Source organism: Parashewanella tropica, from assembly GCF_004358445.1.
Lineage (GTDB): Bacteria > Pseudomonadota > Gammaproteobacteria > Enterobacterales > Shewanellaceae > Parashewanella > Parashewanella tropica.
In genome coordinates this window covers 3,832,058-3,857,767 of the sequence record NZ_CP037951.1, presented here as the reverse complement: position 1 = coordinate 3,857,767, position 25,710 = coordinate 3,832,058, and the positions used below count along the sequence as shown (strand labels likewise).

The following is a 25,710-nucleotide window of genomic DNA, read 5'->3' as shown; positions in this document are numbered from 1 at the left end:
CCTTACTTTAAAGACCCGACGTTGCATAAAAAACATTCAAATAAATGAAAGTTTTTTCATCAACCACCCGTTATCCTTTAATTTTTTATTATCTAAGTCCAGATTGCCCTGAATAGCATTGTTGATCACTCTTTGAAGTTCTTGACTAGACTGTAGGGAAACCTATCAATGACGCTTGCTCATTAATCATGATCTTGAGCTAAGAGTATGTTGGAGTTCGTTATGAGACGTTACTTTTTCGTTGCTGTGTTAACCCTTTGGATATGCGGTTGTCAGCCGACTACAGAGCAGGCTTTGGGAACGATTGAGCGTGATCGTGTGACGTTAGCCGCTACGGCTAATGAAATCATTCGACAATTACCCAAGCATGAAGGCCAGCCTGTAAAGATTGGGGACGTGTTAGTGCAATTAGACACCAAAAACCAACAGGCATTATTGGCTCAAGCCGAGGCACAAGTGGCAAAAGCGAATGCCGCCTTGTTAAGGTTAACTAACGGAGAAAGACCTGAAGACATTGCGGTAGCCAGTGCGAAAGTGCAACAAGCGCAAGCCAGAGATACTCAAACGGAAAAGACCTTTATTCGAATTCGTGACTTGTTTACTCAAAAGCTGGTGAGTCAGTCAGACTTAGATAAAGCCAGAGCGGACAGAGATACGGCAAGGGCAAATTTACACTCAGCGAATGAAGCTTTTTTAAAGCTTACTGCTGGTGCCAGAATCGAGGATATCGAGCAAGCTAAAGCCGAGTTAGCTGCGGCTAAGGCGCAAGCTTCTTTGCAACAACAGCGGTTAAAAGAGCTAACCATAACTGCGACTCGAAATGGCATACTGGATAACCTTCCTTATAATTTGGGTGAGCGCCCACCTTTAGGCGGTATTGTTGCCATTATTCAAGCCAATAGTGTGCCTTACGCACGAGTGTATGTGCCCGCTTCACATCGAGTGCAAATGGTCATTGGGGCTCAAGTTACTGTGCATGTCGATGGAGTCAAACACGGCTTTACGGGGACGGTTCGGCGCATTGCTACTGAACCTTCATTTTCTCCTTATTATGCTCTGACAGAGAGTGAACGCTCTCATTTAATGTATCTTGCCGAGATCAATTTACCACTTAATGCTGCCTCATTACCTTCAGGAGTGCCAGCCCAGGCCGATCTCAATCATATTGTTCAACCCGCTGACGATGGCAAGAGGGAGACAAAATGACACCCACTCCTGCGATTATTGCAAAAGGCGTCAGTAAACGGTTTGGACATTTTACTGCGGTTAAGCAGTTACATTTGAGTATTCCACAAGGTCAAATTTATGGTTTTTTGGGGCCAAATGGTTGCGGAAAATCCACTTCTATTCGTTTATTAACTGGTTTACTCGCGCCTAGCGAAGGCGACATTCAAGTTCTGGGTTATCAGGTGCCAGAGCAGGCGGAAGCGTTAAAAACACAAATTGGCTATATGACTCAAAAGTTTTCCCTTTACGACGACTTAACGGTAAAAGAAAACTTAGCGTTTATTGGGCGGATATACGGTCTAGAGCCTACGCAGCTAGCAAAGCGCATTGAGCAACAATTGGCAACGTATGAATTACAGCCAATCCAACATCAGCGAGTAGAAGGCATGAGTGGAGGACAAAAGCAGCGTTTATCGTTAGCCGCAGCCACCATTCATCACCCTAAATTATTATTTTTAGACGAACCCACGTCAGCCGTTGATCCTGAAAACCGACGAGAGTTTTGGGAGCAATTGTTCGACCTTTGCGATAAAGGCACCACGATTTTGATCTCAACTCATTATATGGATGAAGCCGAGCGTTGCCATCAACTGGCGATCATGGAGGCGGGTGAGATCAGAGCTCATGGTGAGCCAGAGCAATTGATGCAACAAATGGGCGTCAATGTCGTGGAAATTCTTTGTCCTGATTTACGCCGCTTAAAATCGCAGTTGTTGGCTTTAGAGGACGTTCATTCAGCAGCTCAACTTGGGGTTAGGCTCCGGGTGCTGATCAATAAATGTATCGATGATCCCATAGAATGGTTGGTTTCGCGGTTTCCTGAGTTATCGCAAGCCGAGCTTGAAATTGCTCGACCGAGTCTCGAAGACGTGTTTGTGTCGGTAACTGGAGAGGGGCGCGCATGAAGTCACGGCAACGCATTGTTGCGATGATCATCAAAGAGTTTCGGCAATTACTGCGCGACCGCATTACCTTAACCATGGCGGTATTGATCCCTCTGTTTCAATTAATGCTGTATGGTTACGCCATTAATACTCAGGTAAGGCATATTCCTATCGGTGTTGTCGACCAAAGTGGTTCGGCATTTGGGCGCTTGTTGGTGGAATCGGTTAAAGCAACACAAATACCAAGGCTGGAAGCGGCTTACCCAACGGTAACACAAGCAAAAGAAGCCCTAAAGCAAGGGCGAGTGCAGGCGGTGCTGGTATTGCCTAAAGATCTGACTCAACGTGCGGCACAAGGTCGAATACTAGGGCAATGGCTGGTGGATGGCAGCGATACTTTGGTCAGTGGTGCCATTAAAAGCTTACAAACCATGCCGCTCACGGATTTTGATATTCCAATTCGCAAAGAGCCGCCAGCAAAGACCTTTGAAGTCGCCATTTTGTATAATCCTGCTCAGCGAAGTGCTGTGAGTATTGTGCCGGGGATTTCAGGGATCATCCTTACGATGACGATGATCATGTTCACCAGCTCAGCCATTGTTCGAGAGCGTGAGCGTGGGAATTTAGAGTTGCTGATCACTACGCCTATCCATCCATTAGAGTTAATGGTGGCAAAGATCATTCCTTATATTGTGATTGGCTTAATGCAAGTCTCTATCATCTTAGGTGTGGGTCATGTGCTGTTTAATGTCCCCATTAATGGCTCGTTATTGCAAATTTTATTAGTCACCCTGTGTTTTATTTCTGCCAGTTTAACTTTGGGGCTATTGCTTTCCACCATTGCCAAAACCCAAATGCAAGCGATGCAAATGACGGTATTTATTTTACTGCCGTCGATTTTATTATCAGGGTTTGTGTTTTCTTACGATGCCATGCCTGTGGTTGCACAGTGGATTGCGGAGGTATTACCCGCAACCCACTTTATGCGAATGATCCGCGGTGTGATCCTACGTGGTGCCGATATGGTCGATATGTGGCCAGATACTTTATGGATGCTAGGCTTTACGGTCATCGGTATTTGCGTAGCCGCGAAGCGCTTTAGTAAGTCTTTGGATTAATTACTGTAATAGGTATAAGTCTTAGTTATTGGTCGCTTCAGCCCAAAATAGTTGTAGTGTGCTACCGTTAATACGAAATTTGTGGATAGTGGCTTGGACACTGGGTTGTAATAAATAGTCCTCAAGTGCTTGAGCACCCTGAACATTAACACCCGGGATTTTATCCGAGTTTACAAGCGAGATTGACATGATACGTTGAAGATGTGGATCAGTTGCTACAAGAATCGATTGTGAAGTATGGGTTTGTTGCTTGTAAGCTAAAAATGGGTAAGCGCCCCAAATGTAATAGCCATCTAATACATCGGCAAGTTCAGCGGCTAAATCTTTCTTCAAATTGTCATGAACAAACCAGCCTTCTTTTTTGGGTGCTCCAGCTTGTAACCAAAACAGCTCAGTCAGTTTACTCACTTCGTCTAATTCATTATCAACGAAATACTGTTTGGTGTTGGCAATCCGATACATAGCATCACTCATGCTGTTTTCGCTTTGAACGTCAGCAGGGTTGGATTGTGGGCCTATTAACACCGACTGAGTCGCAAACACCATTTTCGGCCAACTGCCATAACCATTCAGAACAAAGGCAGGTAATTCTTGCTTTCCAAAGTGGGAAATGACGGCGTCAGCCTTGCCAGTTTGTGCCAGTTGGTAAGGGGTAGTTGAGCTAATAATTTGCAGTTGATAGCCGGTTTGCTTTTGAAAGTCGTGGGTTAGAAACCGGATAAAGCCACTTTCGGCTGGAGCTATGACAATGGCCAGACGTACCAAGTGATTATCGGCTTCTGCAGCATGGCACATGCCTGAAATGAACAGTACCATCATTGTTATTACTTTTAGTATGGCTTTCATTGATGTTTCTCGTGATAATTACGAAACACCACTGTACTGCTAATTTTTTGAGATAAGATGAATTTTTAATTCGATTATTAGCTAATTGATAAAGTTTACTTGTAAAAAATAAGTATGTTTTTAAACACGTGTAACGTTGAGTTCGTGTGTTAACAATAAAGAATTGCTTTTACTTGGCAGTACAAAAAATTAACAAAATATCATTCAACTTTAAGCATCTCCGTCGCTCACTTTGCTTATCCTAATAGGTAAGATTCACTGATTATGGTTTTTCTATGTCCTGCTTAACAGGCGTCTCTGTTTGTTCTCCTATCCCCTTTGGTTATGCTACGGGTGAAGAATATGAAAAAGAATTTTTAGAAATAGGCAAGTTGAAAGATGTGTATACACGGATCACACAATATCGTCGCTTACTCGCAGATGAAGGGTTTGGTAAAAAAAATACCTATGAAATGCACGGTAATACGCGTTGGAACTTAGCTTTAGAGCACATTGAATTAGCCGAAAAAGCTGAAGCTGATAATAAGGGACGTGCACTAGAGCTGTATGGTGAGGCGAAACGTTGGTTTCAAGAATCGTTAATGGATTACCAGAATATTGTTAAAGGAGCGCCTAAGAGTCACCGTAGTGAACGTAAAAGACTGGGTGAAATTTCAAGAGACTTTGTTGAGCAGGCAAAAAAAGAAATTCGTTCTTTGGAAAAGAAGATTAAAAAGCTCGAGTCTCAACAAGAACAGCTGCACTTGCCAAAAATGGAATATGTAGAACAAGTACCATGTGTCGAGGTTGAGTTGAGAGTGAAAGCAGTAGTGCCTATTTCTCGTTTAAGGTCAAGAATGCAGCTTACTTTTGTTCCTATAGATGCTGAACCTAAGGCAAAGCATGATGCCTTATGTGATCGAATTGAAGCCATAGCCAAACTACCTTCATATTCTGAGAAGAGGCTTGCATTTGATCAGTTACCCGTAAAAGCAGAGGCTACTGAAGAAGAAACGTCTGATCTGGCTACAAGTTATTGGAATTTAGGCCTGAATATAGAACTCTCTTGTAATGACCGCTTTGGGGCTCTGGTTCTGGAAAGCCTAAAACAAAAACGTAAAGGCAAGTTGGCTGATAAGAAAAAAGCACTCATTGATATTGCTCGACATTATCAACTTGCAGTCAGTGCATTAATAAAAGCACAACATTTATATACGGATACTTCTGATAAGAATACTTGTAGAAACTGGGAGCGACACTGTGAAAATAAAGTCCAAGAGCTGATGCAACTTCTGCAGAGCGATGTCCTTGAAGAGATAGCTAAATCAATTGAAGAAGAGATTGAACAGGCGCTTTTAGAAAGTATTGATTCCAGTATTCAGAAAGAAGAGTTACCCTCACCTTCTTTGGATAGTGGCCAATGTGCTAGCTCAACAGCACCATATCCAATTGCTATATATCGCTCAGACCCTTACGACAGATATTCGGATGAAGATGTAAAGCTGACATACTCTTCACCATTACCGTTAAGTTTTTCAGATGAAGTGCCGGATAAAAAGAGAGCGCAGAAGAGGTTTTATGATGATTTGGAGCAACAAGTTTATCAAGACCTACCTGATGAGGCCAAGTGGGGGTTTCCTTCTACCATGAATGCACGTAAATTACGTAAAGAAATGATTGATGAGTTCAGACAAATCAAACACCTATATGGCCAGTCACCACATTCGAATAAGTTGCAAAGAGTGAAAGCACTTATGGAAAAAAAGGGTGAATTGAAGTTTCTAAACGCTTTAGCCGATGATGCTAAAGAAAAGCCGAGAAGTCCTAAGTCATCTCATGCCGATAGAGCTAAACCATTGATGCAAAGTAAGGTCCGTAGGCATACGGTATCTTAATCAGGTTAACGCTTTATCATCTTTTTTTCACCTTGAGTTTAACGTCACTCTATTAAGCTATTAACACTTTTATTTAGCTTGATTTCAAAATGGCTTTAGATTCGTTTCCTCAAACACCGACTGGCTACTTAGCCGCACTAACGGCTTACAATAAGTTGCCTTCACGCGAGCAAAAAGTGACAGCGCTTTGTAAGTTACTTAAAGATCCTAACTATAGAAAAAGCGTGGGTAAAGTGTCATTCGGTAATACCCATTGGCAAGTGGCGTGTGAGCAAAAGTCCATTGCTCAAGATATGATAGGGGCTTTAGGTTGTTTTTTTGATGATTGGCAGCCTAATCACAATCAACCTAACGAACTTCGCCATATTTATGAAGCAGAACCATTAGCGAAAAGTGCGCTTGCTGGCTTCAGAAAAGCGCTAAAAAGCTACGAGCTAGAAGAGGAAGAATTTAGTGATCCTGAGTATCTTTTAAATCGAGAACAAGAAGAACATTTACAACAATGTCGAAAATTGATCGAAGACGCTGAAAAAGAAGTAAAGAATACTGGGCGTCTGGTGGAGTTAATTGACAAAATGATGGGGCAAATCAATCAAGAGCCAGAGATAAAGGCGGCATCTAAAGTAATGCCAACAGTAGATGAACAAGAAAGAATAACCGCATTTGAACAACAACTAGAGCAGCTAGAAGCCATTGCGAGAGTTAGGCAATTAGCTCGCCAGCTGGAGAAATTTGTTAAGACAATGGATAAAGACGCCATTGATATCAGCTACAATCGCTCAGACTATGGGGTTGGTTTTTGGAATTTAGCTAAAAAGTTAAAAAAGAAAGCCAAACGAGATTACTACGATGAATTTCCTTATTTGGAAGCCGCAAAGCAGGCGTACGAATTAGCCGAATATTGTTACACCTCTCCGTTGAGTAAACAGCAATGCCAAAGAAAAGTAGGGAAGATTAAATTGCGGCTAGCTAAACTGGATCAGGAATTAACTCAAGAAGAAGTACAGCGTGAACGAGAGGCTGAAGCAATGAAGCTTGTAACTCCCACGCCTGATATACAATTGGCTTCGACATTAGCCAATGATGACGAAGAAGGGAGTATGGACAGTGACTCAATATTCAGCCACTCGGGTAGTGAGTTAGAAGTGGCAGCCAACGAAGAGGTGCAAAGTGCTGTGTGCCAAAAGGAACAGCTAAACTCAATATCTCAATTGTCTGATGAAAGTGGTGATAAAACTGCTTCTAGAAAACGTCCACTTGAACTGACGGCATTGGTCGAAGCGGACAGCACTACCCCAATAGATACCTACTATATACGGCCAAATAAGAAGTTTAATCAATAAACTCGTCTAGATCAGGCGTAGTACGTAGGGCTTCAAACCATGTATCAGGGGCGTCAATCTGACCATTTTCATCAATGTTTGGGTAAGGAATCCCTTTTTTACGGCACGCTTTAGCGTAAATTGGGTGGCCTTGTTCAAACAGTAACTTTTGACAATAGTCATACGGTAGTTGGTTGGTACCATAAAGCCCAGCTTGTTCTCGTTGATGTTTGGCTTCAAACAGCATCAGGGCGGCAGCAACAGAGACATTAAGCGATTGCACCATGCCCACCATAGGAATGATCACTTGTTTGTCGGCTAATGCCAAGGCTTCAGCACTGACCCCATCTTTTTCATGCCCAAGCACAATCGCAGTGGGTTTGGTGTAATCAATCTCGCGATAATCTACCGCCTGATCGCTAAAGTTAGTGACGATGATTTGCATGCCTTGTGCTCGGCAGACATCAAAGGCTTCTTTTACCTGATAATGTTTTTTTACATTCACCCATTGCTGGCTGCCTGAAGCGGTGTTTCCAGAAACACGCATATCAGGATCGGGCCAAATCGCATGAACCTCATGTATTCCAACCGCGTCAGCAGTACGAACCACAGCTGAAATATTATTGGGTTTATGGACTTGATCTAAACAAACAGTTAAATCAGGCTGTCGATGGTTGAGCATATCATTGATGCGAGCAAAACGTTCTGGAGTCATGGCTTTTAACAGTCAATCAAAAATAAAAAAGGCGCTATCGCGCCTTAAATCAATGATGCAAATTATAGCATGAAATAATACCGGAACTTACAACACCATAATGGCGTCCATTTCAACTTGTGATCCTTTTGGCAGCTCATTAACACCGATAGCGGCACGAGCAGGATAAGGCTGGCTAAAATAGCGACCCATGATTTCGTTCACTACGGCAAAGTGAGATAGATCGGTTAAAAAGATATTAAGCTTGGTTATATCAGAAAGCTCACCACCAGCAGCGTTACAAACCGCTTTTAGGTTTTCAAACACTTGTACCGTTTGTTCAGCAAAGTCATCACTTACCATTTCCATCGTGCTTGGAACCAGTGGAATTTGTCCTGATACATACACTGTATTGCCCGCTTTTACAGCTTGCGAATAAGTGCCAATAGCGGCAGGTGCATTGTCGGTAGCGATAATTTGTTTTTCGGCCATGTTGAGTTCTCTTTAAAGTAGGTGTCATGTAGAGGATGACAGTTTAACTAAAGAGAAATGGGGATAACAAGAGAGTTTTTGGGAACGCTTATTTTGTCTGATTTAACAATTTTTGATAAATAAGGCTAACTAGATCCGTTAGCCTATAAATCGATTATTTGTTACGAGATATCCGTAATACTTCCGCCAATACACGTATACGGCGCATCACGTTAGCTAGGTGAATACGATCAGTGACCGAGATACGCAGGTTGATCAAATAGACACGGCCATCGCGCTCTTCGGTACTTAAATTATGAATATTCGAGTTTTCAGCGGAAACAATCGCGGTAATTTTGGCTAATGCACCTTGGTGGTTAACAATTTCAACACGTAAGTTGGCTTCAAATTCAGCGCCATCAGCGTTATCCCATTGAACAGGAATGTACTTATCAGGCTCTGTTTGATAACCACGAATGTTGGCGCAGTTTTCCATGTGAACCACTAAGCCTTTTCCTGGGCTGACGTGGGCAATAACTGCATCACCCGGAATAGGACGACAGCAATTGGCGAACGTCACCAGCATACCTTCCGCACCACGGATTGGCATTAGGTGTGAGTCATGATCTTCATTATCTTCGACAGGTCGATCACCAATCAGCCTTTGGGCAATTACAATACTCATAGCATTGCCTAAACCAATATCAGCTAATAGAGATTCAATGTTGTCGTGCTTGGTATCAGTCAGTACTTTATCAATGTTCTCTTGAGGAATGGTATCGAGTTTATGCTCTCCCAAGGCGTGATTAAGCAAACGTCGACCAAGGGCAATGGCATCACTACCTTTCACATTTTTCAGTACTTGACGGATCTTAGAACGTGCTTTGGCGGTTACTACAAAGTTGAGCCATGCCGCATTTGGGCGAGCACCGTCAGCGGTGATCACTTCTACGGTTTGACCGGATTGCAGTGGTAAACTTAACGGGTAAGCATGGCGATCGACTCTCGCGCCCACACAAGTATTACCCACATCAGTATGAACTTCGTACGCAAAGTCGACCGCAGTGGCACCTAACGGTAATTCAAGAATACGACCGTCAGGCGTGAAAACATAAATTTCGTCCGGGAATAAGTCGGTTTTTACGTTTTCGACGAATTCAAATGAGCTACTGGCACTTTGTTGAAGTTCCATCAAGCTTTGCATCCATTTACGGGCGCGTACTTGGCTGGTGGTGCCTGTAGAGCCTTTATCATTAGACTTATAAGCCCAATGCGCCGCGACCCCCCTGTCAGCCATTTGTTCCATGTCTTCAGTACGAATTTGCACTTCAACAGGAACGCCGTGTGGGCCAATCAATGAGGTGTGTAAAGACTGATAACCATTGGCTTTAGGGATGGCGATGTAATCTTTAAAGCGACCAGGCCGAGGCTTGTATAGTCCATGCATTGCACCAAGAATACGATAGCAGGTATCGACAGAATCGACGATGATCCGAAAGGCATAGATGTCCATTACTTCTTGGAATTGTAACTCTTTACTGCGCATCTTTTTGTAGATGGAATAAAGATTCTTCTCTCGACCTTTAACGGTGCCTACGATGCCATTATCGTTTAAGCGAGTGGTAATGGCGTCTTTGATCCCTTGGATCAATTCTTTGCGATTGCCACGAGCTGCTTTTAACACTTTTTGCAAAACATGAGCACGGTTAGGATAGTAAGCTTTAAAGCCTAACTCTTCTAACTCGGTCTTGATGTTATGAATACCAAGGCGATTTGCGATAGGGGCGTAAATTTCTAGGGTTTCAAGGGCAATGCGGCGACGTTTATCTGGGCGTAATGACCCTAACGTTCGCATATTGTGGGTACGATCGGCAAGCTTGATCAGAATGACTCGAATGTCTTGAGTCATTGCCAACATCATTTTGCGGAAGTTTTCTGCCTGTGCTTCTTTTTTATCGCGAAATTTAAGCTTGTCGAGTTTAGAAACACCTTCTACCAAAGCCGCAACATCTTCACCAAATAGCTCAGTGAGTTGCTCTTGAGTAATGGGGGTGTCTTCAATGGTATCGTGCAGAAGGGCGGCCATCACAGTTTCGTGATCAAGGCGCATTTCTGCCGCTATGGTCGCAACGGCAACCGGGTGAGTGATATAAGGCTCACCACTGCTGCGCATTTGCCCTTCGTGGGCGTCTTTGGCAACAAGGTAAGCCTGTTTAAGGAGAGAAATTTGTTCTGCCGTGAGATAACTCGAGGCTACTTCATTAAGACCTTCAAACAGATACAAGTTTCACTACTCCTCTCATCAATCCTTGTAAGAGCTTAGCATTGGCTAAGCTCAAATTAGCTGCATTAGGAACAGCTAATTACAGTTGACGACCTTCAGCAATGGCAGCAACTGCAGCAATCTCAGCCGCTTCACGCTCACGTACTGATTGACGTTCTGCTGCATCTAGAGTACCGGCATTAACAAGACCAAGCTCGATTTCTCTAAGTGCAATTACGGTTGGTTTGTCGTTCTGCTCTTCAACCATAGGATCCTTGCCTTGTACTGCAATTTGGCGAGCACGGCGGGCAGCAACCAAAATCATGTCAAAACGGTTGCCAATTTGTTCAACGGCATCTTCTACTGTTACGCGAGCCATGTACGGGAACTCCAATCCAAAGTTTTTCGAAAAAATGACGCAAAATTCTACATGATTATAGAGATTCTGCCAATAGACCCTTAAGCATATCATTATGTCTATGGGTCTGACTAGTGAGGGTTAAGCGTTGGGCGCGAACTATTCCTCTAAGATCTGCCAAAGCCATATCAAAGTCATCGTTCACGATGACGTAATCATATTCATTGTAGTGGGAAATTTCAGACACCGCCTGAGCCATACGACCAGCAATGACTTCGGCACTGTCTTGGTCGCGACCCGTTAATCGACGTTCTAGTTCCGATTTTGATGGCGGTAAAATAAATATTCCCACTGCATCAGGCATAAGTTCTTTTACTTGCTGTGCGCCTTGCCAGTCGATATCAAGAAACACATCAATACCTTGCTTTAAGGTGTTTTCGATGACGGCTTTAGAGGTGCCGTAATAATTGCCAAAGACTTCGGCCCACTCTACAAACTGGCCTTCTGCAATCAATGCTTTGAAATTTTCTTGATTAACAAAGTGATAATGAACGCCATTTTCCTCACCGGGGCGCGGATCACGAGTTGTGTGAGAAACGGATATTTGCATATCCTGTGGCTTATCTTGCAACAAAGCACTAAGCAGTGACGATTTTCCGGCTCCACTAGGGGCTGAAATGATATAAAGAGTTCCTTGGGCGCTCATGGGCATCTGATCCGACTTTTCATTAATGTTCTTGAAATTAACACTGATTTTCATAACCTTAGAAGGTACAATTTCAAGTGTAATATTGTTGGGACGTGTTTATCGGGTTGTGGATAAACATTTTCTGAATTATAACGCATCTTTATACAGCCTAAATAGGGTTATTACGTGTTACTGAATTCTTTATTTTGTTTTCGTGGTAAAGATTCTGGGTTGCGAACACTCGCAATTGTCTCTGCCAGTTATTTTTTTGCCTTTATTTGGATGGCCTTATTTGGCCTAAATGCCAGCATCGTGCTTCCAGCTTTAGCCGTTGCCCCTGTTATATGGTTGAGTGGACAACGTCGTGCTCGTGATGCTCAAAAACCAGAATGGTGGAGTTATGCCTTAGTCGTCGCTTGGTGTTTATGGGCTGTCATCGTCTATTTCAGTCAAAACTGGAGTGTGAGCTTGATTGTTGGCCTACTCATGTTATTGCTATCAGCATTAACCGCAGTACCAGTGAGTCAAGGGACTGGACGCTACCAGCAAGGCTATCAGGGGCCGGCTATAGCGAATAGAGCGATGAATCGTACCAGTCAAAGAGTTGAGCCTAGCCTTGATGGTGTTTCTGGATCAGAGGTGTTTGAAGAGATTAGTGAGCAGGCGCAAGGGACATCTTCACCTTCTTATCAGGCTACTCAGGTTTCGTTGTTGGATAGATTGCCTTGCTCAAGACAGCAACTGATCATGGCCGTGATCGGGGCGATTGCTCTTTTGATATTGACTTTGTTGCTGACGTTTTTCTTTGCTGCTGATCCTGATAGTGAAGCTAAGCCCGAACAAGCCGTGAAGCCGATTGAGCCTGTTATCGAGCGTACTTCGGTTGAATTTAAAGACGGTTTTACTCTGTCATTAGAAGACAATAAATTGTTTATGTCATGGAAAGGTGATACTGGTGAACCGCAAGGTTTATGGAGTTTGGCTACGGCTAAAGGGGACAGAAGTTGCCAAAACTTAACCTTCAATAATGGTTCTAAGTACCGTCCTATTCAGGTGAATCTGTTGGCCGATACCCGTACAGAAGCACAGTTTTCTCCATTAGATACGGCTGCAATCATTAAAGGTATCGCCAAGAAAAGTAAAGCCAGTTTGTGTGGCTACTCCTTCAGTTTAAAGGGGACACAAGCCATTCTATCGAGAAATAAGCAATTTAGAGCTTATATTGAATAATTCTAAAAACATTAGTTGGGCGCTCAACACTTGAGAACGTAGCCAACTGTTGTTTTTAGGTGTCTCGTCCTAAAATACGTTGACGGTTTTAATGTAAATCCAAGAGCATTTGCTCTTGGATTTTTTTATGCACTTGGTTCGGTGTTTTCATCTCTAAACTTAAATGCGGTCTCATATCGTTGTATATCGCTATTGATTCATCGATGAGCAACTTTAATTCATCAATATTTTTACATTGATATACAAGGAACTCCTGCTTCAGTATACCATTCACCCTCTCTGCGAGTGCATTTTGATAGCAGTCATAACCATCAGTCATTGAGGGTATTATATTATTTTGCTTAAGTTTATTCTGATAAATAGCAGAGCAATATTGTAACCCTCTGTCTGAGTGATGAATTGCGTTACGTCTATAACACCTATGGCTAACAGCCATATCTAGCGCTTTAACCACGTCTGTCGCTTTCATTCCATCACTTAATTCATAGCCCATTATTTTTCGACTATAAGCGTCAGTGACAAGCGAGAGATAATGCACACCATCATCACTTTCCACATAAGTGATATCACTTACCAAGACTTCTTCAGCTCTTTGTGGCGTGTAATCCTTTAACAAATTCGGATGCTTTTTCATCCAATGCTTACTGTTAGTCGTTTTCCTATAACTACGCTTGGGTTGAATTAGCAGGTGTTCTTCCCTCAGATAGTCGAATAGGCCATCTCGCCCGAGCTTTATGCCTTCCTCCATAAGTTGAGGCTTCAGAAGATAGTACAGTTTCCTACCGCCTAATCGTGGCATAAATCGCCGTAACGCTAGCACCATATTTTTTACTGGAGCTAACATGATAGCCCGTTTTTTATCTCTATATTCCCTTTGATAAATTGATTGCCTCGTCATGCCAAGAAGCTTACAAGCCTTGCTTAAACTTACTTGCTTTTGTACCTGAAGGTTTCTTGCTCCTTGGCTATAAGCTTTTTTCGCAACCCTATACCATGTTCAGCATCAATAATATCGACGACTTCATTAAGTAATAGGTTACGTAACTTTTCATCCTTCAACTCTCGCTCTAAGCGCTTAATCTTTTGAGCTGGTGTTTCTTTGGCTTTAGGTGATTTAGACATGGTTATTTTCGGTGGTTGACACCAATCTAGCTTACCGTGTTTTCTCAACCATGTAAGTACTGTTGAGCGACCTTGGATACCATAGATTTTTTGAGCTTGCTTATAGGTCATATCACCTTTTTCAACAGCTGCAACAACCTGCAATTTAAAGCCTAATGAATAATCACGTTGTGTACGTTTTATATAGGTAGGATCTGGGTTTGTCATAATAAGTCCTAAATGTGTAAACACATTTCAGGACGGGACAAGGGTAATAAAAAAGCCGCTAAATTAAGCGGCTTTTTCTTGAGGTACGCTTCACGATTAGTCAGGTGCGACAATGTATAACTTATTGTCGATGAGTCCTTTGCTACCATCAAACGGTACTGTTTTTTCGTGAAAAATCTTGGTTGAAAGCACAATGCCATCTCTTTCAAGTAAGGTGATGGTTTTGCGCTCAGTCACTTCACTGTTTGTACCAAGGGTTTCGATGATTAACTGGCCTTTATCATTGATTTGCCAGCGAATAGATAGAGGTGTTGCTAACGGTGTAGGCTTAAACTCTCCTAATTTCCACGATGCATCTTCAGCTGGATTTTCACTCAGTACAGTCAAACTTTGAAAATCACCTTTGCCGTCATAGAACGCTAGAGGAGTATCTGTAGGTTCAAAAGATGGAGTACCGAGTATCTCTGCAAGTACGCCCATGGGCATACAGTTTTGTACTGCTATCTCATAATCTTCAATGGCCGATAGTGCGCCATTGACGCTATTGCCATGTGCGCATGGAGTAACAGTATTCTCTAAACGTAAAGCTAATGCCTCTATTGCAGAGTTACTGAGTTTACTTAGCTCCAAGCTGCTAATGATATTATCTTTTGCGGTATTATTTACCACAACGCCACCCATAGGGAGCGAAAACCCTTTATGACCTTGTCTCACTTTGCCATCAACTTGGGTATAGAACATATCTTTTTTGGTGTTCCCTGTAGTATCAAAGTTTAGTACGTTATTTGGCACGGTAAGATCGGCAAAAGTTAACTCAGAAATGAGTGGGCTTGGCTTTGGGGTCCAGCTACCTGTTGCGAATAACGATGCTTGTTTAGTTGTGCTGTCCCCACTTTTTACCGATTGAACAAGATAGTAGTTAGCGACACCATCAGTTGAATCTCCAGTAGGCGTTAAGAGTTCAGCGACGATGTAGCGGCTACTATCAGATGCGACTACAGCCCCATTAAGTTTGCTTAAATCCCCATTAGATGGCTCCGAAGAAGTAATTTCACTTAGGTCTATAGGGTTTAGTACGACATCGTTATCTTTATGTGAAAAAACGAGCACATGACAATCCTCACGTGTTTTTGTTTCATCATTTTCACATTGTAATTTATTATCAACCATAAGAACGTCTTTGTTGACAGAAGACGTAACTTGCATCGCTTTAGCGCCTTCGTCAAAGTCAGTATTTCCATCCATTAGGTTCAAATAGGGTTTCAGGTTCAAATTATTTGAAAATGGAGTATCGGTTGAGAGATCTTTTAAATTGTACTCTTTAGCCGTTAATGTGGTCGTCATGTCAGGGTTGGTTTGATTGACCAAATCTAACTTGGTGTTATCAGCGTTAGGTTTAACTTGATAAGCATTATTAGGTCGAACCCAATCACCATTAGTATCCTGTACTAAAAAGTCATGTTTAGCTGCTTTATCAGCGATTTCTAGGGCTGGATTTTCTTTATCCGCTTTTCGCTGTGTTGCATTCAACATTTGATTTGCAATATTAAATGAATTCACTTTTATATTTGGTGAAAGCATACCCATGTCGAGCGTAAACTGGTTGGCATTATCATTACTGAGTGCTGATTGCATATCTGCTGACTTTTTATCCAGTGAAGCTATTAAGGCTGATAGCTGTTCAATGAGATTGGTTATGGGCAATTGCATATCGGCGAGAAGAGATTGGTCAATATTGGCAAAGTCAGTATCTTGGCTTACACCACTGGCGGCATGTTGATGCGCAACCTTGTTAATAGTGGGCATACTATCCATTTGCTTTTGTGCAACGAGCTGCATAAATTGCTTGGCGTTTACCTTACTGCCTTCGGGAATTGACACGCCATTGATTGCTGAAGCGTTACTGCCGTTTTTTTGGACTGCTTCATAGGCGTTGCCCATATTGTGTACCATAACTAATGACATATTTTTAATATGCATCGCCATTTCTTTAATCTTGGGATCAGAAGACTTGGCTGCTTCTTGGTAATTTTTATACTTTTCTTCTAACTTCTTAGATATTTCGGCGTCGACTTGCATCAAAGCCATAACGATCCGCAAGGCTTCTTCTCTAGGAACGCCTTGGGCAATTAAATTTTGCACTTGAGTCGACAGAGTTGTTAGTGCTTTGGAATTTGCAGGAGCGGCCATGACATAAGCCTTTCCCACAGGCTTATTAGTGTCAGAATTAATGGCTTCTTTGCCAATTTCAGCGATAAGTGGTGTTTTATTTAACACTTCATCGGTTAGACCTTCAAATTGATATTCACCATTTTCACCAGTTAAAACGTGTTTTTCTGAATCATCACACTTGGCATTTTTAATGGTATCCATACAAACTTTGGCGTTTTGTATATAGCCCGCACCACCAATAACATTACCGGAGAGAGTATTAAGCTGTGGTTCGCTTGTTTTATTACTGCTATCGCCACAGCCTGTGATGATTCCTATCATCACGGTGGCTAACATGGAAAGTTTTAGACGCATTGAGTGACTCCTTATACTCATAAAACACTTTCATAGTAGGGTAACTGTAGACGAGCTGGAGAAATAAAAGATTAATTCTTTCTGAAATTGAGGGTGTTAGAACGACTTTTTTAAGGCAAATCGTATTTCTGCACCATCAATAGCAATACCTGAGGTTATAGGGTAAGCCAAATCGATATGGGCCACGCTGCCATTACTCGACTTAGAGGCATAAATACGTAACCCCACCCCAACACTTGCAAGTGTTTTTCGATTTTCGTTATCAAAGGTACCTGAGCCAAAGGTATGTCCTACATCAGCAAACCCCACCAAAGCTAATTCAGCCAATTGAAACAAGTTGACGTTAGGGATGTGGCGAATTTCCCCTGTGATCAACCATGACTTATCTCCATGTTGATACTGATCTGGGTAGCCTCTAAGCCCTGTGTCATCACCTAAAGAATTCAACATGTCTAAAGGTAAATGCTCACTAAAGGTGAATTTTATTCTAGAGAATAACACCCACTTAGGATGGGCCAAATTATAGTATTCTCCAGTTACGTCAACGCGGTAGAAATCATCTTGTGAGGTTTCAAACGTTCCTGAACCCTGCATATTAAATAGCCATAGATTACCGTCGTAGGTATAGCCTTTTGAGGTATTAAAATTGAGGTGATAGCCAGGTTTGCCTTTTGTTCTAGTATCGTTAAGCTCCGCACCTAATTGGATATTATGATTCCAGCCTAAATTAATGTCTTCATCTTGGTTGATTAAGTGAACGTTACGAAATTCTCTAAAGTCTTCAGAAAGATATTCATATTTGACCCATGGATAGGAGTACAAGCGCTCTTTAGGTACTTCTTTTTTCATCAGGGAATGGAAATGCTCTTCGCTTTCGGTAAAGCCGAGAGTAATACGAGAAAGATTGTTATCGTTACGATTGTAAAGCCAACCAAATTCTCCTTTATAAAAATGTGAGTGATGAGTAAAGGAGTTATCTACTTCGCCATTTAATTCAATTTCATCAATGAGGATAAAATCACTATGGCTTAGAGAAAAGGCTGTTTTTGTCCTTTTAGAGTAGAATGGCTTATCAAATGAAAAACCAAAAATATGACCATCACTGTTTTTTTCATAATTTAAGCTGGCATTGCCATGGTCAACCCAATTTACTGGTGCTGATATGTTAGCTAAATAGCCATCACGTTTAGGATCTTGCTTGTACTTCAGTCGGGTTCGGATACCGTATCCAAGAAAGTTGTCGTCTTTGAGCCCCAAAGATAACTTGTTACCTTCTTCGGTACGGTTAAAGCCTGCTGTAGGCAGCAGTGTCCAGTTATCCCAGGTTTCAACAATAATGGTTCGACCATTTCCATTACTGCTTTCACCCGGTTGGAGATCGGCGATGTAAACTTCGGCATCACGAAGGTATCGTTGGCTACGTAAAATACGCTGTGCTTCATATAAATCGTCTGGATTAATCGTATCCCCAGTTTTGAATGTCAGATGATTACGGATCACCGATTTTCGTGTGTTGGTGTGTAAGCGGTTGGCCCAATCGTGAAATCGGATGGTATTTTTTTTAGATTGGTCGAAAATCGAGTGATTGATAATGACAATTTTATCTACTTTTATCCCTTTTGAATTAGGGACTAAGGAGTTTAAAACGTTGGTAAAGCTGTCGTCAGCAAGTGATGTTGTAGCCATGAGGCTTAACATCATGATAAAAGAAAAACATCCTTGTTTAAGACCGACCATTACTGCTCTCCGATACCACTGGTTCGCAGGTCGAATCTTTCAACCTGTTCCATAGTCAACTTCTAGTATAGACGCCAAAAAATAAATCGTATGATTTCAGGCGTTCACAAAGTGTAGTCGAGAAAAATAAGGAGGAGAGGTTTTTATTTGTAGAGCAGGGGAGAAAGGCTCTCCCCGTGTTTATTTAACCTGAGCTGTAGAGGTTTGCTTATGCAGAGCTCAGGTTATTTATAGCGCACGACGAGGTGGTACTGCGACATTGGCGAAGATCAGCCCTGCAATGAGTGACATAAAAATCAAAAACACTTGTGTACCAATATGAGATTGATTGAGCATGGTTTCGCCTGCGATTAACGAATTTAATCCAATGTAGGTTTTACTTCCTGGAACCAAGATCACTATGCCTTGAAGCAAAGCAATAGAGGCAGGTGCTTTCATCCAACGAGCAAATAAGTTGGAGTATATTCCTACTGCCATAGCACCAAAGAAGATCCCAATAGAGTCACCAATGTATTTACCACCGAGCATGGCGAACGAAAAGGCAATAATCCCAGCTAGAATTCCCCATGGTGCATCTTTTGGGCGGGCCTTAAACATAATGGCCAACGAAATAGATAGTAAAGGAACGGCAGCCCAAACAGAGCCACTGGGAAGTGGAATGGATGTTGTTGGCGAGACAGTACCAAATACGGCATGACCGATGGCTAACCCAAGAAATGCGCCAAAGTACAACTTAAACAGCAACATTAAGGCATCCATGATCCTTGCGGTACCAGAGATCAAGTCTCGTGACGCTACTTCAGCCAAACCTATGGTTAAGGCTAAACCGGGTACAAAGGCTATCACACCAGATAAAATCACCACCGGAATGTTCACACTCGAGTCAATGAGCGCAACACCACACATGGCAAAGCCACCAACCAAAGTGGAAAGGGGCTCCAGCATTTCAGCCATTTTGGAAGATCGTTCTGAAATATAAACAAACCCAAAGACAATAAAGCCTAACACACCAGACCAAAACACATCGTTCCAGCTGGTATTCATCAGCATGGCAAACGCTGCTGACGATAAAGTGAACGCTATCCAAGTCAGCACTGTGCCATAAGGGTTGGGTTTATTTGCGATGTCGTCGAGTCGCTCAAGTGCTTCATCAAGGTTACGTTGGCCTGAAATGAGCTCATCGACTAACTCATCAGTACGAGCTAATGCACCTAAGTCCAACTCCCCTGGCTTTACTCGTGCAAGGTGGTTGTATTCTTGATCTTCATTGTGGTGTAGCACGAAGGTCATGGACGTGGGTGAAATAACGAAATTACCTTCAAGTCCTAAGCTACGGGAAACTTTAGTTAAATGGGCTTCAAGTCGGTATGCAGGTGTACCAAACTTGTGTAAAGCTTTACCTAACTTGATGATAAACTTGCGTTTAATTCGAAATTCGTAGTCGTTCACTCTATTACGCCCAATAAATACAATAAAGTTATACAGCTATTAATAAAATCAATAGATTGCCAATATCAAAATCGAGTGAATTATACTCAATATTTGGTGGTTTTATCTAATAAAAAATGACATTTTTACTGTGATTTTTGTCAAAGTAATTTCAGCTCGGTATTTTTAACTGTTTAGGGAAATCATTCTGCAGATTGTAAACTACTGAGAAGTGGAAATTCAGACATTCTAGGTGGGGAGCTTGGGGTATCCTCTGCATATTCTGGGCCGTTGTCTTCCATATCGGCATCATAACCGTTATCAATGTCATCATCAGTCGCACTAGCGGTGCATTTTTCTTTAAAAGCAAGTTCTTCTTCGTAAGCCTTAGCATCAGTACTGTATGAATTTGAAAGGTGATTCGCTACATCAGATACCACTTCGCTTAAAAACTGCCCATTATCAAGCTGGAGATCGTCAAGTAAAATAGTTACATCTTGTAATCGCATTGTCGTTTCTATTTGTTCCATCAAAAACTGTTCGATAAAGTACTGAACATAGTATTTTTGAGTGAAGTCAAACTTCTTACCCATTGCCTGAGCTTTCGCGAATTGTCGGTAGACTTGGTTAAGATTACAGGCCAATGCAAATGAAACACACTTTAAATAGCATATGTACTCAAGATTGTCTGGACTGGCATCGTAGGGATGGGTGACATAGGCTTCGTTGATAAGCTCTCCATTATGGTATATACGAAGAGCATAATCTTGACCATGTCTAGATTCGCCTTGACGTTCGAGTTCCACTTTGAATTCATGAGGACTGTCGGCAATTTTCTCCTGCAACTGCCAGAGCTTTTGTACTTGTTGATGAAATGAAAAACCATGAAGAGGTGGGGTGGGGTTGTTACGGTACTTTGGATGAAAGTACAGCGGATCAAAATGTTGATCTTGACTAACGCCCTTATTCACTTCGTCATAAAGCTGACCCAAAGCCTTTTGTTTTTGACCATGACGTACAAATAGATCTATCAATCTATCAATCAAGCCCAACTTTATGGCCTCTGATTTCGTTTTTGCATCCATGACTTTATACAAGCGAGATGCTGAAATCTGAGAAACATCATAATGTAATGCAAGAGAAGACATAATGTATGCCTCCAAGGTTTATCAAATGTGATTTATAAACACTTAACAAATAGCAGAGGCAATCAAAGGGGGCAATTTACTTAAACAAGGTTTAATTCCTTGGAAAGGTGTTGAATACCAATAAGGATTCAAGTAGCTTAAAAAATATACGGACGATAACAAGAAAGGAGAGGGTTAACTGATGCCAATTTCAGTCATTGGTATTTATTCAAAGAGGTATTAATGATGCACATCTCAAAAGTTATAAAGCAAGCCAGTTTTTTTCTTATTACTTTTCCTTTCATTGCCTTTGCTCACTCAAGTCTCGACACGTCTACTCAAGCCAATAATTTCGATCCAAGCTGTCAAGGTGCGAAAAGCGGTAAAGTGTTTTGTAAAACCGCATCTGAAGGTTCTAAAATCAAAAGCTGTTATCCGATTTTTAATCAGTCTCCTAAAATCCAACTGTACTATGTATTAGATACTAAACCCTACCCTAGAGGTGTCGTACAGCCTTGCAAGACTAAAAATGAACATTTTGGTAAGGGAGTCCAAAACGTAGAAGTGGTTAATTTATCCAATGATCACATTATTTATAACGGTGAAATAAATAATAATGTTGGCTTGAAATGTGATGAGAGCCAATGTGAGACTTGGAAGTAAATGTGCCATAAGTCCGCTTGAATAAAATCAAGCGGACTGACTTAATGGTTATAACCCAAAGATGGTTTTTTCACTTTTCAGTGCTTTTTCCATTCCTAGAATAAGGCCTATCGCCAACAAAAGCGTCATGGCGCTAGACACTAATAATGGTGTCATGTCGATACTCTTACCTTTGATAAATTGCATCAAAGCTTGTTGCTGACCTGAAACTGGCAGCCAATGTAAGGTATCAGGGGCAATATCATAAGTGATAGCTATGGATAACATCATCGGGACAAACAAAGTAAACGAAATATAGGTTTGCGCCTCTTTAAAGCTTTTGGCAAAGAATGATGCAAATAGTTGCAGTGAGGAAGCCATAATCGAGATTGGCAACGCCAGCAAACAGCTGAAAAGAATAAAGTCAAAACTGACTTTGATAGTAAAGCCCAATTCATGCCATGGCACTAGCGTATAGGCCGCTTTAGATACCAATAAAGTTAATAGTAGACCTGTCATTGCCAATGTGGTCACGGCTAAGACTTTTGATAGAACAATTTGACGGGTTGACAGTGGGTGACTAAGTAGCAGAGTCAGTGAGTTGCGTTCACGCTCGCCGGCACTAGTATCAATCGCATGGTTCATACCACAAATAAATACCGCATAAATGATACTTAAAATGGCGAGACCAAAAATAAAGCTCCCTTTAGATTCTTTAGTGGCTTGATCTTCCATTACCACTTTAATGGGTTGCACTACTGTGGGATTAATACCGCGAGCAATCAATCTCAAGCTAGCCATTTCACTGCTATATACCTGTAAGGCTCGTTGAAGACGGCTAATTGAACTTCGAAGGTTTTGTTCTGAGTTATCAGCAATGAGCGTCACCGTAGCGGGCTGGCCTTTATTCATTTCCTTAGCAAAATCATCACTTATTTTTAAAGTAATGGCCTTAAGGTCTTTACCTGTACCGTGTGTTATATCTTGGTTTTCGAGATAACGGATTAAATCGGGAGCACCCTGTGGGTTCGTGATGGTTATTTGGAGATCGCTCGGGCTTGCCAGTTTGTTTATCAGCAAGAAAAATAAGCCGCACATCAATAATGGCGAGCCGATGGCGTACCACATTACGGCCATGACTGAACGTTTGTCTCGAATTGCATCTATCAATTCTTTTTTTATCAAAATATTCAGAAGCTTGATCATGCTGCAATTCCTTCGTCGGTGCCAATTAACTGAATAAAGGCTTCTTCTAGCGAGGTTTCGCCCGCCATTTCACATAATTCCTCTGGGCTGCCCACAGCAACGACTTTACCTCTTGCCATCACTATCACTTGATCACATAAGGCGGCCACTTCTTGCATCACATGACTAGAAAACAGCACGCAATGACCTTGCTCTTTCAGCATTTGTAAGTTGCTACGCAGTAAGCGAGTACTCATTACATCTAAGCCGCGAGTGGGCTCATCTAAAATCACATTGGTAGGCTGGTGGACAATGGCTTGTGCCAAGGCCGTTTTCATACGTTGACCTTGCGAAAAGCCTTTACAGCGGCGGTCGGCAATCTCTTCCAGTTTTAACATTTCAATCGTGCGAGTAGTTGCAGCGCTTGCCTTTTCTGCTGGTAACCCACTGAGCTTTGCAAAATATTGAATGTACTCTCTGGGCGTAAGACGCTCATACAGACCAAAAGGATCAGGAAATAATCCTAGCTGTTGTTTAGCGGCAATGGGGTTTTCACGTACATTGATGCCATCAATTTCAGCGATACCTTCATCGGGCTGCAGTAAGCCAAATAAAGTGCGAAGACAAGTGGTTTTCCCTGCACCATTAGGGCCGAGAAGCCCAGTAATCTGTCCGTCTAAGGCTTTAAAGCTCAAGTCATTCAACGCTTGTACATCACCAATACGTTTCGATAAATTTTTTACTTCAATCATGGCTTACTCCTTAGCCTTAGTTTGAGTTGGCTGTGGTTCAATACTGCTGGCATTAAGAAAAAAGCCACGGCGAACGTCTTTTTTAAGGCATTTATCGTCAAGGTTGTCGACACTGCCATCATTAACCAATTGTGCGATTAATTTATTTCCGCAAGACTGAAAGGCGATACCGTGAGTGGCGTATGGTGCAATAAAGTGCTTGGCATGGCTGAGTTTTTCGTCGGCTAACTCTCCCCAAGACGGTGGGGTAGCAGGATCAAGTTCGCCTGATAATAGTAATGTGGGAATATCGCTGTCGATGGCATCAGCAAATGAAGTATTCACTGCTGGCACTTTCCAAACATCACAAATTTGTTCAGTGCTGCTCAGTAAAGTACGGCCAAAATAGCTGGCCTCTAGCCGAGTTTTTTGTTGGGGCGTCAATCTTGGTAAATCCTCCCCGCACACCACTGAAGCATTCATACCTGTTGCGATATCAACACCTGACTGAGTGAGGGAGTATAAGCCTAATATGGCTTGGTAATTTCCTTTGTTGGCTTGGTGAATAGCATAAGGCAGTAATGCACGCATTTTGCCATCATATAATCCAATGCGAATGGTGCTCAGGAACTTGCTTTGGGTCAGCAGTAACTGAGTCGGTTCTCCCGTTGAGGGATCATTTACGGTACCTTGATAAGCTTTTGTTTTTAATCGTTTCGAGGTGTTTTGATAATCTTGTTTTAACTTAGGAAACGCATGCTTGCATGATGTTGATTGCTGACAGTCTTTGAATAGTAACTCAATGGCACGATCAATCGCTTCACCTTGAGTGAGTACACTTTGCTGCATAGGGACAACGCCATCAAGAGTAACGGTAAGAAGCGAGTTTGGGTAATGGCGCATATACAGTTGTGCTACACGACTGCCATAGGAAACACCGTACAGATGGAATTTTTGATATCCCAAGGCTTTACGCACCGCTTCAAAATCACTGACGGCAATATCACTTCCGTATTGAGTTACGTCAGCTTTGTTGGATAACTTGATTAAACACTTTTTCGCTTCTTGTTTTATATCAATAGATTCATCATCAGCGCTTAGTGCGTTGATATGATCAAACCCACAACTCAGAATATTAGAGCGCCCAGTGCCGCGCTGATCGATCAGTAGGATGTCTCTGGTTTCTCTAATTTTGGAAAAGGTACGCTCAAAGCCTGCGGCATTATCAATGGCCGATTGACCTGGGCCTCCGGCAATGGCGACAAACGCTTCGTTGGGATATTGGTTTTTTATCGCGGGCAATAGGGCATAATGAATATCAATATGGCGGCCTTCCGGCTGTTGTGGATTTTCAGCAACCGTTACTTTCCCGCAAACCACTTTTTCACTTAAGCCATTGAGATAGCATGATGATTGTTTGCCTGATGTCGATATTGATTCTGCTTGGGCATGCACTGAAAACAGCGGTTGCGTTAACCCTGAGAGCAATAGTGCTGCCCAGAAAGATTTCCTCACTGAGCGAGTGCAATTAAGCCTCCATAGCATCATGAAACTTCCCTTATTCTGATGAAATAAACGCTTTAGCCTAATGAGTCATTGTTAGAAAATCAAACGCCACTACTGTCAAAATTGTAATGGAGTGTGAGGGTATCGTTTTCCCTATAATCACGCTTTCTTAGCTTTGCAGTATGGCGTTCTGCATTTTTTGAGTAAAAACTCTCTGGCTTTCCAATACAGTTTCGTTACAATGCCGAAAAAGCGGAACAGTTGTAAGCTATACTCGTAATACCTGAAGATGCAGGATTTCAGTGAGAATTAATTGCCATTTAGACAAGGCACTTATCCGTAGCAATAGTTATTCTATTTCAAGGGTAAGTAACGAAGTATAAATGGCAATTAAACTCACACAGAGTGGGCTTTTCAGCGTTGATTCTCCTTTGTTGTAAAAGCTTAAATTAGCCCGCTAGTTCTGCGCTTTCACGCCTCGAACAATGCAACGCTGAACAAGCCCTGAAAGTTGCATCTTCAAG

At 42.1% G+C, this 25,710-nt stretch carries 21 protein-coding genes; 7 read left to right on the top strand and 14 right to left on the bottom strand.

The window, feature by feature from the left end; genetic code table 11:
* Positions 1 to 222 precede the first annotated feature (222 nt).
* Genes E2H97_RS16985 through E2H97_RS16975 form a run of 3 tightly spaced genes read left to right on the top strand, consistent with a single transcriptional unit; the run spans position 223 to position 3,229 of the window.
* Positions 223 to 1,206, top strand: coding sequence for an HlyD family secretion protein (locus E2H97_RS16985; protein WP_133408237.1), 984 nt, complete (start codon positions 223 to 225; stop codon positions 1,204 to 1,206).
* Positions 1,203 to 2,132: an ABC transporter ATP-binding protein gene (locus tag E2H97_RS16980; protein ID WP_133408236.1), complete on the top strand. Its 930-nt coding sequence runs from the start codon at positions 1,203 to 1,205 to the stop codon at positions 2,130 to 2,132. The genes E2H97_RS16985 and E2H97_RS16980 overlap by 4 nt, the downstream gene beginning before the upstream one ends.
* On the top strand, positions 2,129 to 3,229 hold the full coding sequence (locus E2H97_RS16975; protein ID WP_133408235.1) for an ABC transporter permease: 1,101 nt from the start codon (positions 2,129 to 2,131) through the stop codon (positions 3,227 to 3,229). The genes E2H97_RS16980 and E2H97_RS16975 overlap by 4 nt, the downstream gene beginning before the upstream one ends.
* Positions 3,230 to 3,250: 21 nt before the next feature.
* Here E2H97_RS16975 and E2H97_RS16970 read toward each other — a convergent pair whose 3' ends face one another.
* On the bottom strand, positions 3,251 to 4,075 hold the full coding sequence (locus tag E2H97_RS16970) for a substrate-binding domain-containing protein (protein ID WP_133408234.1): 825 nt from the start codon (positions 4,073 to 4,075) through the stop codon (positions 3,251 to 3,253).
* 275 nt (positions 4,076 to 4,350) lie between these two features.
* Between E2H97_RS16970 and E2H97_RS16965 the strand changes: the two genes are divergently transcribed.
* A complete protein-coding gene (locus tag E2H97_RS16965; protein ID WP_133408233.1) occupies positions 4,351 to 5,949 on the top strand; it encodes a hypothetical protein in 1,599 nt (532 codons plus the stop codon).
* A gap of 89 nt (positions 5,950 to 6,038) precedes the next feature.
* A complete protein-coding gene (locus E2H97_RS16960; protein WP_133408232.1) occupies positions 6,039 to 7,292 on the top strand; it encodes a hypothetical protein in 1,254 nt (417 codons plus the stop codon).
* On the opposite strand, the gene trmH is transcribed toward E2H97_RS16960, so the two are convergent.
* The 5 genes from trmH to gmk form a co-directional block, all read right to left on the bottom strand.
* Positions 7,282 to 7,986, bottom strand: coding sequence for a tRNA (guanosine(18)-2'-O)-methyltransferase TrmH (gene trmH / locus E2H97_RS16955; protein ID WP_133408231.1), 705 nt, complete (start codon positions 7,984 to 7,986; stop codon positions 7,282 to 7,284). The two genes, E2H97_RS16960 and trmH, sit on opposite strands and share 11 nt — an antisense overlap.
* A gap of 87 nt (positions 7,987 to 8,073) precedes the next feature.
* The gene (locus tag E2H97_RS16950; RefSeq protein ID WP_133408230.1) at positions 8,074 to 8,457 is read right to left on the bottom strand and encodes a RidA family protein; all 384 of its coding nucleotides are present in this window, start codon (positions 8,455 to 8,457) and stop codon (positions 8,074 to 8,076) included.
* A 154-nt stretch (positions 8,458 to 8,611) separates the two neighbouring features.
* Entirely contained in the window at positions 8,612 to 10,720 is a 2,109-nt protein-coding gene (spoT, locus tag E2H97_RS16945) for a bifunctional GTP diphosphokinase/guanosine-3',5'-bis pyrophosphate 3'-pyrophosphohydrolase (protein WP_133408229.1), read from the bottom strand.
* Between the two features lie 79 nt (positions 10,721 to 10,799).
* On the bottom strand, positions 10,800 to 11,078 hold the full coding sequence (gene rpoZ / locus E2H97_RS16940) for a DNA-directed RNA polymerase subunit omega (RefSeq protein ID WP_121839600.1): 279 nt from the start codon (positions 11,076 to 11,078) through the stop codon (positions 10,800 to 10,802).
* Positions 11,079 to 11,133: 55 nt separating this feature from the next.
* Positions 11,134 to 11,763, bottom strand: a complete 630-nt coding sequence (gene gmk, locus E2H97_RS16935; protein WP_133408228.1) for a guanylate kinase — start codon at positions 11,761 to 11,763, stop codon at positions 11,134 to 11,136.
* A 168-nt stretch (positions 11,764 to 11,931) separates the two neighbouring features.
* On the opposite strand from gmk, the gene E2H97_RS16930 reads away from it, so the two are divergent.
* Positions 11,932 to 12,975, top strand: coding sequence for a hypothetical protein (locus E2H97_RS16930; protein ID WP_133408227.1), 1,044 nt, complete (start codon positions 11,932 to 11,934; stop codon positions 12,973 to 12,975).
* A gap of 88 nt (positions 12,976 to 13,063) precedes the next feature.
* On the opposite strand, the gene E2H97_RS16925 is transcribed toward E2H97_RS16930, so the two are convergent.
* The 5 genes from E2H97_RS16925 to E2H97_RS16905 all read right to left on the bottom strand — a co-directional run bounded on the left by E2H97_RS16925 (position 13,064) and on the right by E2H97_RS16905 (position 21,143).
* A protein-coding gene (locus E2H97_RS16925; RefSeq protein WP_133406468.1) for an IS3 family transposase occupies positions 13,064 to 14,304 on the bottom strand; the annotation gives its coding sequence in 2 pieces (ribosomal slippage) (positions 13,064 to 13,944 and positions 13,944 to 14,304; 1,242 coding nt in all).
* Positions 14,305 to 14,400: 96 nt separating this feature from the next.
* Positions 14,401 to 16,830, bottom strand: coding sequence for a hypothetical protein (locus E2H97_RS16920; protein ID WP_133408226.1), 2,430 nt, complete (start codon positions 16,828 to 16,830; stop codon positions 14,401 to 14,403).
* A 96-nt stretch (positions 16,831 to 16,926) separates the two neighbouring features.
* Positions 16,927 to 18,531 carry a ShlB/FhaC/HecB family hemolysin secretion/activation protein gene (locus E2H97_RS16915; protein WP_133408225.1) on the bottom strand — a complete coding sequence of 535 codons (1,605 nt, stop codon included), beginning with the start codon at positions 18,529 to 18,531 and terminating at the stop codon, positions 16,927 to 16,929.
* Between the two features lie 264 nt (positions 18,532 to 18,795).
* A complete protein-coding gene (locus E2H97_RS16910; protein WP_133408224.1) occupies positions 18,796 to 20,016 on the bottom strand; it encodes a threonine/serine exporter family protein in 1,221 nt (406 codons plus the stop codon).
* Positions 20,017 to 20,198: 182 nt separating this feature from the next.
* Positions 20,199 to 21,143 carry a hypothetical protein gene (locus E2H97_RS16905; RefSeq protein WP_133408223.1) on the bottom strand — a complete coding sequence of 315 codons (945 nt, stop codon included), beginning with the start codon at positions 21,141 to 21,143 and terminating at the stop codon, positions 20,199 to 20,201.
* A gap of 222 nt (positions 21,144 to 21,365) precedes the next feature.
* Here E2H97_RS16905 and E2H97_RS16900 point away from each other — a divergent pair, with 222 nt between their 5' ends.
* A complete protein-coding gene (locus E2H97_RS16900) occupies positions 21,366 to 21,785 on the top strand; it encodes a hypothetical protein (RefSeq protein ID WP_133408222.1) in 420 nt (139 codons plus the stop codon).
* Positions 21,786 to 21,833: 48 nt separating this feature from the next.
* On the opposite strand, the gene E2H97_RS16895 is transcribed toward E2H97_RS16900, so the two are convergent.
* From E2H97_RS16895 to E2H97_RS16885, 3 genes are read right to left on the bottom strand one after another with little or no spacing between them, the layout of a single operon-like run.
* The gene (locus E2H97_RS16895; RefSeq protein ID WP_425466812.1) at positions 21,834 to 22,967 is read right to left on the bottom strand and encodes an ABC transporter permease; all 1,134 of its coding nucleotides are present in this window, start codon (positions 22,965 to 22,967) and stop codon (positions 21,834 to 21,836) included.
* Positions 22,967 to 23,701: an ABC transporter ATP-binding protein gene (locus tag E2H97_RS16890; RefSeq protein ID WP_133408220.1), complete on the bottom strand. Its 735-nt coding sequence runs from the start codon at positions 23,699 to 23,701 to the stop codon at positions 22,967 to 22,969. Before E2H97_RS16890 ends, E2H97_RS16895 begins: the two co-directional genes overlap by 1 nt.
* A gap of 3 nt (positions 23,702 to 23,704) precedes the next feature.
* Positions 23,705 to 25,228, bottom strand: coding sequence for an alpha/beta hydrolase (locus E2H97_RS16885; protein ID WP_133408219.1), 1,524 nt, complete (start codon positions 25,226 to 25,228; stop codon positions 23,705 to 23,707).
* Positions 25,229 to 25,710 lie beyond the last annotated feature (482 nt).